This is a genomic window from Mycobacterium sp. (assembly GCF_049280035.1).
In the GTDB taxonomy this organism is placed as follows: Bacteria; Actinomycetota; Actinomycetes; order Mycobacteriales; family Mycobacteriaceae; genus Mycobacterium.
In genome coordinates this window covers 1-8,193 of the sequence record NZ_JBAPPI010000708.1, presented here as the reverse complement: position 1 = coordinate 8,193, position 8,193 = coordinate 1, and the positions used below count along the sequence as shown (strand labels likewise).

Below are 8,193 nucleotides of genomic sequence, written 5' to 3'. Positions count from 1 at the left end.
GGCGTTCCAATGCGGTGGGCCTGCGGCCCAGGATGGATCCCAGGCCCATGTCCAGGTTCGGCGCATCCCACACCAGCAGCACGCGCTGAGCGGCGGGTTCGACATCGGCGATAGCCTCGCCCGGCGGCGGCGCCGGTTCGGTGGTCGTTTCTTCGGTCAGGCTCATGGGCGGTTTCTTTCGGAGCGGCTCTCCCACACCAGTTCGGTGACGGCGCTGCCGGAATGCTGCGCCTTGCTCTCGTATTTAGTAGACGGCCGGACGACCGAGATCGCCAGTTCGCCGCGGTCCGGTCCGACCCGCGTCAGGCGGGGTTCGGCGTCGCCGACCTCGGCGATCTGCCCGGCGTAGCCGGGATGATCGGTGGCGGCGTGCAGCACGCCTCCGACCCGGAGCCGGTCAGCGATCAGCGCAACCGTGGCGGGCTGGAGCAGCCGGCGTTTGTGATGCCGGGCCTTGGGCCACGGATCGGGAAAGAACACCCGGACCCCGCTCAGCGAACCCGGCGTAATCAGGTTTTCCAGTACGTCGACGGCATCCCCGCGGATCAGCCGGATATTGGTGACGTTTTCCCGTTCGATCGCGGAGAGTAGCTGCGCCAGCCCACGCCGATACACCTCGACGGCGATGACATCGACTTCTGGCTCCGATTGCGCCATAGCCAGCGTAGAAGTGCCTGTACCACAACCGATTTCGAGCACGAGCGGCGCATCGCGGCCGAACCAGGCGCCAGTATTCAGCGGCTCGTCGGGCGCGTCGGCGCTGTCCCGCGACGCCGCCATGATGCCGAGTTCCGGCCACAGCCGCTCCCAGGTCCGCTGCTGGGCGGCCGACAGCGCAGAACGTCGCGACCGGAAGCTGGTGGTCCGGCGATGCCCGCCGGCAGTGCGCGCTGCAGGCAGGGTGTCTGACGGTGGCGGCGGTGTGGCCGCGTCCACCGAGGGCTGCGCACGCATCCGTTCATCGTTACCCATTAACCGATCATGTTGCCGCCCGCGGCCCAGATTGATACCCAACAGTTGCCTTCGACTGGTAGCGAGTGGCTCGCGTCTCGGCGTCGCAGATGTCACCATTCAGCGGCAGACCCGGCCCGCCGCCTTTGGGCGGCGCTGGAGCACGACCGACAGGGGATGGATTCAACAGGCGAAACACATGATCGGACAGAGGCACCAGATTTTCGTCGACGAGCTGGAGCGATTTGCCGCCGACGCCGCTGACTCGCGCTGTGCCGCGCTCGCCCATCGGCTCGCCGCACCGCTGGTGGTGGCGGTATCCGGACGGCGCGGCGTAGGCCGCAACACCGTCGCGCACGCTTTGGCTCGCGTCGGGGACTCGCGGAAAACGATCACCGTGACGACATCACCGGACGCCGACGTGGAGGTCGACGTGGAGGTATACGTCATCGCCGAAGTGGTTAAACCCGAGGATCGTGCGGCGATCGCGGCGGCCGGTCGGCCGGTCTTGGCGGTGCTGAACAAGGCAGACCTGATCGCGACCACCCAGCCGGGCCGCCACCCTGACGGGCCGACCAGCGCGGCGAGAACCCGCTGCGCGCAGCTTTCCGCGCGTACCGGTTTGCCGATCGAGCCGGTGGTGGGGTTGCTCGCGGTCGCCGCCCTCGATGATTTGGTGGACGACGCGATCTGGGCGGCGCTGCGGGTGCTGGCCAGCCGACCCGGCGAGCAACCGGTGGCGGCCGAGCTGCGTCGTCGGCTGCTCGACACCCTCGACGTGTTCGGCGTCGAGCAGGCGCTGGCCGCAATCCGGCGCGGCGCGACCCGCGACCAGACTCGCGCCGTATTCCGGCAGCTGAGCTGCATTGACGACGTCGTCGACAAGATCGAGTCGGTCGGCGCACAGGTGTGCTACCGGCGGCTGCTGGACGCCGTAGCCCAATTGCGGACGCTGGCCGTCACCGACCGGCGAGTCGGCGAGTTCTTATCTCGCGACGACACCGTGATCGCCCGGATGGCGGCCGCCGTGGATGTCGTCGAGGCGGCCGGCATCACCGTTGATCGTTGCGACAGCGCCGCAGCATACCTGCGCCGCGCCGTGGGCTGGCAACGCTACAGCCGCGGGCCGGTGGCGGGCTTGCACCGGGCCTGCGGCGCCGACATCGTCAGGGGTTCGCTACGGCTATGGTCGAAGGTCGGGAGTTCAGCGTGACCGACCAAGCAGGCAATGGCGCAATCGCCGCAGAAGACGCAGAAGACGCAATAGACGCAATGGTGGCGGCGATCGGGCCGCGGCTGGGTGCGCCGGTCATTGCGCGCCGCGATGTGGTCTTGGTCACCGGTCCCTGGTTGGCCGGAGTCAGCGGCGTGGTCGCCGCGCTGACCAAACGGCTGCGCAAGCACACGTTCATCGAGTCGACCGAGCTGGCCGCCGGCGAAGCGCCGACGGCGGTGGTGTTCGTCGTTTCGGCGGCCGCCGCGTTGACCGAATCCGACTGCACGCTGCTGGACGCCGCGACCGCCGATACCGACGTGGTGATCGGTGTGGTGTCGAAGATCGACGTGCATCGCACCTGGCGTGATGTGCTGGCCGCCGACCGCGACGTGCTCGCGGCGCACGCGCCGCGCTACCGTGACGTGCCCTGGGTAGGCGTGGCCGCCCTGCCCGACAGCGGTAAACCCCGCGTCGACGACCTCGTCGCGGCGGTACGTGGGCAACTCGGCGACGCGGGCCTTTCGCGGCGAAACAGGTTGCGGGCGTGGGAATCCCGATTGCAGAGCGTCGCCGACCGGTACGACCGTGACGCGGACGGCGCGGGTCGGCGAGCACGGGTCGAGGCATTACGTGAGCAGCGCAGCGCCATCCTGCGACAGCGACGGCTGTCGAAGTCCGAGCGCACGATCGCACTGCGTAGCCAGACCCAGCAGGCTCGAGTTCAGCTGTCGTACTTCGCCCGCAACCGCTGCGCCTCGGTGCGCGCCGAGTTGCAGGAGGATGCAGGAAGTTTGACCCGGCGCCAGCTGCCGGAGTTCGAGGCCGATGCCCGCGGACGGATCGATGAGGTGGTTGTCGAGGTGGACGAGGGCACCACCACGCATTTGGCCGACGTCGCGCAAAGCCTGAGCCTGACGGTCGACCCGCCGGCATCCACCGCGCTGCCAAAGATCGAGATACCGGCTCCACAGCTGAAGTCGCGGCGGCTGGAGACCCGGCTGATGATGCTGGTGGGCGCGGGTTTCGGGTTGGGTGTGGCATTGACGCTCAGCCGGTTGCTGGCCGACCTGACTCCCGGGCTGACCCTCGCCGGAGCCGTCGCATGTGCGGCGATCGGGGTTGCGCTTACCGTCTGGGTGGTCGGAACCCGCGGCCTGCTGCGCGATCGCGCTTTGCTCGACCGTTGGGCTGGCGAGGCGACCGCGCAGCTGAGGTCCGCACTCGAGCAGCTGGTCGCGACACGGGTATTGGGAGCTGAGTCGTCACTGACCGCGGCCCTGGCCGAGCAAGACGAGGTCGAGAGTGCGCGGGTTACCGAGCAGGTCGGGGTCATCGACACCGAACTGCGCGAGTACGCCGTCGTCGGGGCGCGGGCCGCGGCGCTTCGAGGCCGGGAGATGCCGACGCTGCAGGCCGCGCTCGAGGCGGTGCGAGCCGAGCTCGGCGAAACCGCCGAGCCCCAATCCGAAGACGCCACCACCGCGACTGAGGGCGGTACCGATGAAATTGGCGAAACCCCGTCGGCAAATACCGCAGATAACGTGTTCTGAATCGTTCTTGTGAGTGATCCAATACCCGCCCGACCTGCCCTGGCGGAATTCTCCGCGATAACCTGTACAAAGGGCCACCGCAAAAGCCGCACCGGCGAAATGGCCCGCTCTGAGCCCTAAAGAGCCGCCTACGCAGGAGAGTGCAGGAGATTTCGATGACTTCACCGACCGTTCCCGGTCTGGATACCGCGCCGACGAACCACCCGGGCTTGCTGTCCTGGGTAGAGGAGGTTGCCGAGCTCACCCAGCCCGATCGGGTGGTCTTCGCTGACGGTTCCGAGGAGGAGTGGCGGCGGCTCTGCGAGCAGCTGGTGCAGGCGGGCACTTTCAAGCCGCTGAACCCGGCGAAGCAGCCAAACTCCTACCTGGCGTTGTCGGACCCCTCCGACGTGGCGCGCGTGGAATCGCGGACCTTCATCTGTTCCGAGCGCGAGATCGACGCCGGCCCGACCAACAACTGGATGGACCCGAGCGAAATGCGCTCGACCATGACCGATCTGTACCGCGGTTGCATGCGGGGTCGCACCATGTGGGTGGTGCCGTTCTGCATGGGCCCGCTCGGCGCCGACGACCCCAAGCTGGGCGTGGAGATCACCGACTCGGAATACGTCGTCGTGTCGATGCGCACGATGACCCGCATGGGCAAGGCCGCGCTGGACAAGATCGGCGACGACGGGTTCTTCGTCAAGGCGTTGCACTCCGTCGGCGCTCCATTGGAGGACGGGCAAAAAGACGTCCCGTGGCCGTGCAACGACACCAAATACATCACCCACTTCCCGGAAACTCGCGAAATCTGGAGTTACGGTTCGGGTTACGGCGGCAATGCGCTGCTGGGCAAGAAGTGCTATTCGCTGCGAATCGCGTCGGCCATGGCTCACGACGAGGGTTGGCTGGCTGAGCACATGTTGATCCTCAAGCTGATTTCCCCCGAGAACAAGGCCTATTACTTCGCGGCGGCATTCCCGTCGGCGTGCGGCAAAACGAACCTGGCGATGCTGCAGCCGACAATTCCCGGCTGGCGGGCCGAAACGCTCGGCGACGACATCGCGTGGATGCGGTTCGGAAAGGACGGCCGGCTCTACGCGGTCAATCCCGAGTTCGGTTTCTTCGGCGTTGCGCCCGGCACCAACTGGAAGTCCAACCCGAACGCGATGCGCACCATCGCCAAAGGCAACACGGTCTTCACCAACGTCGCCCTCACCGACGACGACGACGTGTGGTGGGAGGGCCTGGAGGGCGAGCCGGATCACCTGATCGACTGGAAGGGCCACGACTGGGTTCTTCGCGAGACGGAAACCAAAGCCGCGCATCCGAATTCGCGGTACTGCACTCCGATGTCGCAGTGCCCCACGTTGGCCCCCGAGTGGGACGACCCACAGGGCGTCCCGATCTCCGGCATCCTGTTCGGCGCCCGCCGCAAGACCACCGTGCCGTTGGTGACCCAGGCACGGGACTGGCAGCACGGCGTCTTCATGGGCGCCACCATGGGCAGTGAGCAGACCGCCGCCGCCGAGGGCAAGGTCGGCACCGTGCGCCGCGACCCGATGGCCATGCTGCCGTTCCTGGGCTACCACGTCGGCGACTACTTCCAGCACTGGATCGATCTGGGCAAGAACTCCGATGAGTCCAAGCTGCCGAAGGTGTTCTTCGTCAACTGGTTCCGCCGCGGCGAGGGTGGCAAATTCCTGTGGCCGGGCTTCGGCGAGAACAGCCGGGTGCTGAAGTGGATCGTCGACCGCATCGAGCACAAGGCCGGCGGCCACGAAACCCCGATCGGTGTCGTCCCGTCCGCCGGCGATCTGGACCTGGACGGGCTGGATGTCGATCCCGCCGATGTGGATAAAGCGCTCGTGGTCGACCCGAGCGAATGGCGCAAGGAACTGCCGCTGATCGAGGAGTGGTTCGAGTTCGTCGGCGAGAAGCTCCCGACCGGCGTCAAGGACGAGTTCGAGGCGCTCAAGCAGCGACTGGCCGAAGCCGACTAGTCAACCAAGCAAACCCCGGGTCGAGTGACCCGGGGTTTTGCGCGCAGCGGACCGGGTTGCTGCAGGGTAGCCACATCCTAAGTGTCGGTTAGCCGAACTCCCCGTTACGGGCTCGCTGACCAGCAAATTTAAGCCACGACGCTCGACTTATTGGTAGCTCGACTATGTTGCTGGATCCCCGCTCGGACGGTATCTTTCGATCCGGGGCGGAAGTAAGCCCTCCCGGCTTCGACGATCTAGGCGATATGGATATGACAACGGCTGCCCCCGGTGCTGTTATCGCTACCGAGCCGGCGCCGTCGTTGTTTCGACCGCTTGCGATTGTCGCCGTCATCATCTGCCCGGCCCTGGTGGTGCGCGTCCTCGGCATTCATCCAAGTCCGATCCTGGGGCTAATCACCTACGGAGCCGCCGTCGTTGCGGCCAGCTTCCTATTGGCGTGGGCTGCAGAAGCCGCCCAGATCGACGTCTCGGGCGGTCTGGCGGTAGCGGTGCTGGGTGTCATCGCCGTCCTGCCCGAGTACGCCGTCGACCTGTATTACGCCTACACCGCAGGCCATGTGCCCGAGTACACCCAATACGCCGCGGCGAACATGACCGGCTCGAATCGGCTGCTGATGGGTCTCGGGTGGCCGGTCGTCGTCTTGGTCAGCGTGCTGGTGGCACGACGGGCCACCGGCCGCAAAGTCGGCGAACTGGATCTCGACGTCAGCAACCGGGTGGAGATCGGCTTCCTGATGTTCGCCGGGGTGGCCGCCTTCCTGGTGCCCGCGACCGGGCGCATCCACATCGCCTTCGGGGTGATATTGCTGGGCTGGTTCGGTTACTACCTGTACAAGCTGAGCCGCGGCGAGGTCGAGGAACCCGAACTGGTCGGCACCGCCGCGGCGCTGGGAGCCCTTCCCGACCGGCCCCGCCGCATCGTGGTGTCCGCGCTGTTCATCTTGGCCGCGTCGGTAATTGTCACGTGCGCAAAGCCGTTCGCCGAGAGCCTGATCGACGCCGGCACAGAGCTGGGCGTCGATCGCTTCCTACTGGTGCAGTGGCTGGCGCCGCTGTCCTCGGAGGCACCGGAATTCATCATCGCCACCATCTTCGCGGCCAGAGGCAAGGGCGCGTTCGCGATCGCGACGTTGATCTCGTCGAAGGTCAACCAATGGACCTTGCTGGTCGGGTCTTTGCCGGTGGCATTCATGCTCGGGGGCGGAGGCTCGTCGATTCAACTGGACGGCCGCCAAATCGAAGAGATGGTCCTTACCGCCGGGCAGACATTGATGGGCGTGGCGCTGATCCTTGGTCTTCGGTTCCGCCGCCGGGCCGCTTGGGCGCTGCTCGGCCTGTTTGTCGTGCAATTCCCGATCACTTCGACCGAAGGCCGGATTCTGCTCAGTGCCGTCTATGCGGCGGTGGCTGTCATCGCGCTAGTAGTTAATCGCCGCCAACTGGCGCCAACGCTGTTGGCGCCGTTCGCCGGTCGCGCCAAGCGTCACGGCGGGCACCCGCATCAGCAGGCCGAGCAGGTGCCCGCGCGATAACTATCGGCAACGACTGACCAGGTCCTTGACACCTGTCAAGTTTGGCGGCGGTACAGTCTGCGCATGCAGATTCGCGTGCACACTTCCGGTCAGGGGGGCGCCAACAAGCCCGCCATCGTCCTCCATCCGTCCGGCACGGTCGTGACCTTCGACGAGCTGGAAGCCCGCGCCAACCGGCTGGCGCACTACTTTCGCCGCGCCGGTCTGGTCGAAGGCGACGCGGTCGCGATCCTGATGGAGAACAACGAGCACATCCACGCCGTCATGTGGGCAGCTCGGCGCAGTGGCCTGTACTACGTGCCGATCAACACCCACCTGACCGCGCCGGAGGCGGCTTACATCGTCGACAACAGCGCGGCGAAGGCGATAATCGGGTCGGCCGCGCTACGCAAGACGTGCGAGAACCTCGCCGAGCACCTCCCCGGTGGCCTGCCCGCAATGTTGCTGATCGCCTTGGATGAGGAAGAGGCTGACCTCGACGGTTGGCTGCGCTACCCGGAATGCGTTGCGGATCAACCGGATACGCCGATCGACGATGAACGTGAAGGCGATCTGCTGCAGTACTCGTCGGGAACCACCGGCCGGCCCAAGGGGATCAAGCGCGAACTGCCGCACGTCGCGCCCACCGAAGCGCCCGGCATGATGTCGGCGCTGGTCGGCTTCTGGATGCACCCGGATGCGGTCTATCTGAGCCCGGCGCCGCTGTACCACACTGCGCCGTCGGTGTGGTCGATGAGCGTCCAGGCCGGCGGCATCACGACGGTCGTGATGGAAAAGTTTGACCCCGAAGGCTGCCTTGATGCCATCCAGCGCCACCAGGTCACCCACGGTCAATTCGTGCCGGCCATGTTCACCCGGATGCTGAAACTGCCTGATACAGTGCGTAATTTGTATGATCTGTCCAGCCTGCAACGGGTGATGCACGCGGCGGCGCCGTGCCCGGTGGAGATCAAGAA

General features: G+C 66.4%; 6 protein-coding genes and 1 pseudogene. 5 read left to right on the top strand and 2 right to left on the bottom strand.

From position 1 onward, the window contains the following. Positions 1-166 (bottom strand): annotated as a pseudogene (locus tag WAN71_RS22895) (NYN domain-containing protein); the annotation flags it as partial. Then, the gene (trmB, locus tag WAN71_RS22890) at positions 163-972 is read right to left on the bottom strand and encodes a tRNA (guanosine(46)-N7)-methyltransferase TrmB (RefSeq protein WP_422227524.1); all 810 of its coding nucleotides are present in this window, start codon (positions 970-972) and stop codon (positions 163-165) included. The gene trmB and the pseudogene WAN71_RS22895, both read right to left, overlap by 4 nt. A 178-nt stretch (positions 973-1,150) precedes the next feature. On the opposite strand from trmB, the gene WAN71_RS22885 reads away from it, so the two are divergent. From WAN71_RS22885 to WAN71_RS22865, 5 genes are all read left to right on the top strand, one after another. Further along, positions 1,151-2,164 carry a hypothetical protein gene (locus tag WAN71_RS22885; protein ID WP_422227523.1) on the top strand — a complete coding sequence of 338 codons (1,014 nt, stop codon included), beginning with the start codon at positions 1,151-1,153 and terminating at the stop codon, positions 2,162-2,164. After that, entirely contained in the window at positions 2,137-3,717 is a 1,581-nt protein-coding gene (locus tag WAN71_RS22880) for a hypothetical protein (protein WP_422227522.1), read from the top strand. The genes WAN71_RS22885 and WAN71_RS22880 overlap by 28 nt, the downstream gene beginning before the upstream one ends. A 155-nt stretch (positions 3,718-3,872) precedes the next feature. Next, complete coding sequence (locus tag WAN71_RS22875; RefSeq protein WP_422227521.1) at positions 3,873-5,702, top strand: phosphoenolpyruvate carboxykinase (GTP); 1,830 nt, start codon at positions 3,873-3,875, stop codon at positions 5,700-5,702. Between the two features lie 251 nt (positions 5,703-5,953). Beyond that, complete coding sequence (locus tag WAN71_RS22870) at positions 5,954-7,237, top strand: sodium:proton exchanger (RefSeq protein ID WP_422227520.1); 1,284 nt, start codon at positions 5,954-5,956, stop codon at positions 7,235-7,237. Positions 7,238-7,300: 63 nt separating this feature from the next. Continuing rightward, a partial coding sequence (locus WAN71_RS22865) for an AMP-binding protein (protein WP_422227519.1) occupies positions 7,301-8,193 on the top strand: 893 nt, incomplete at its 3' end.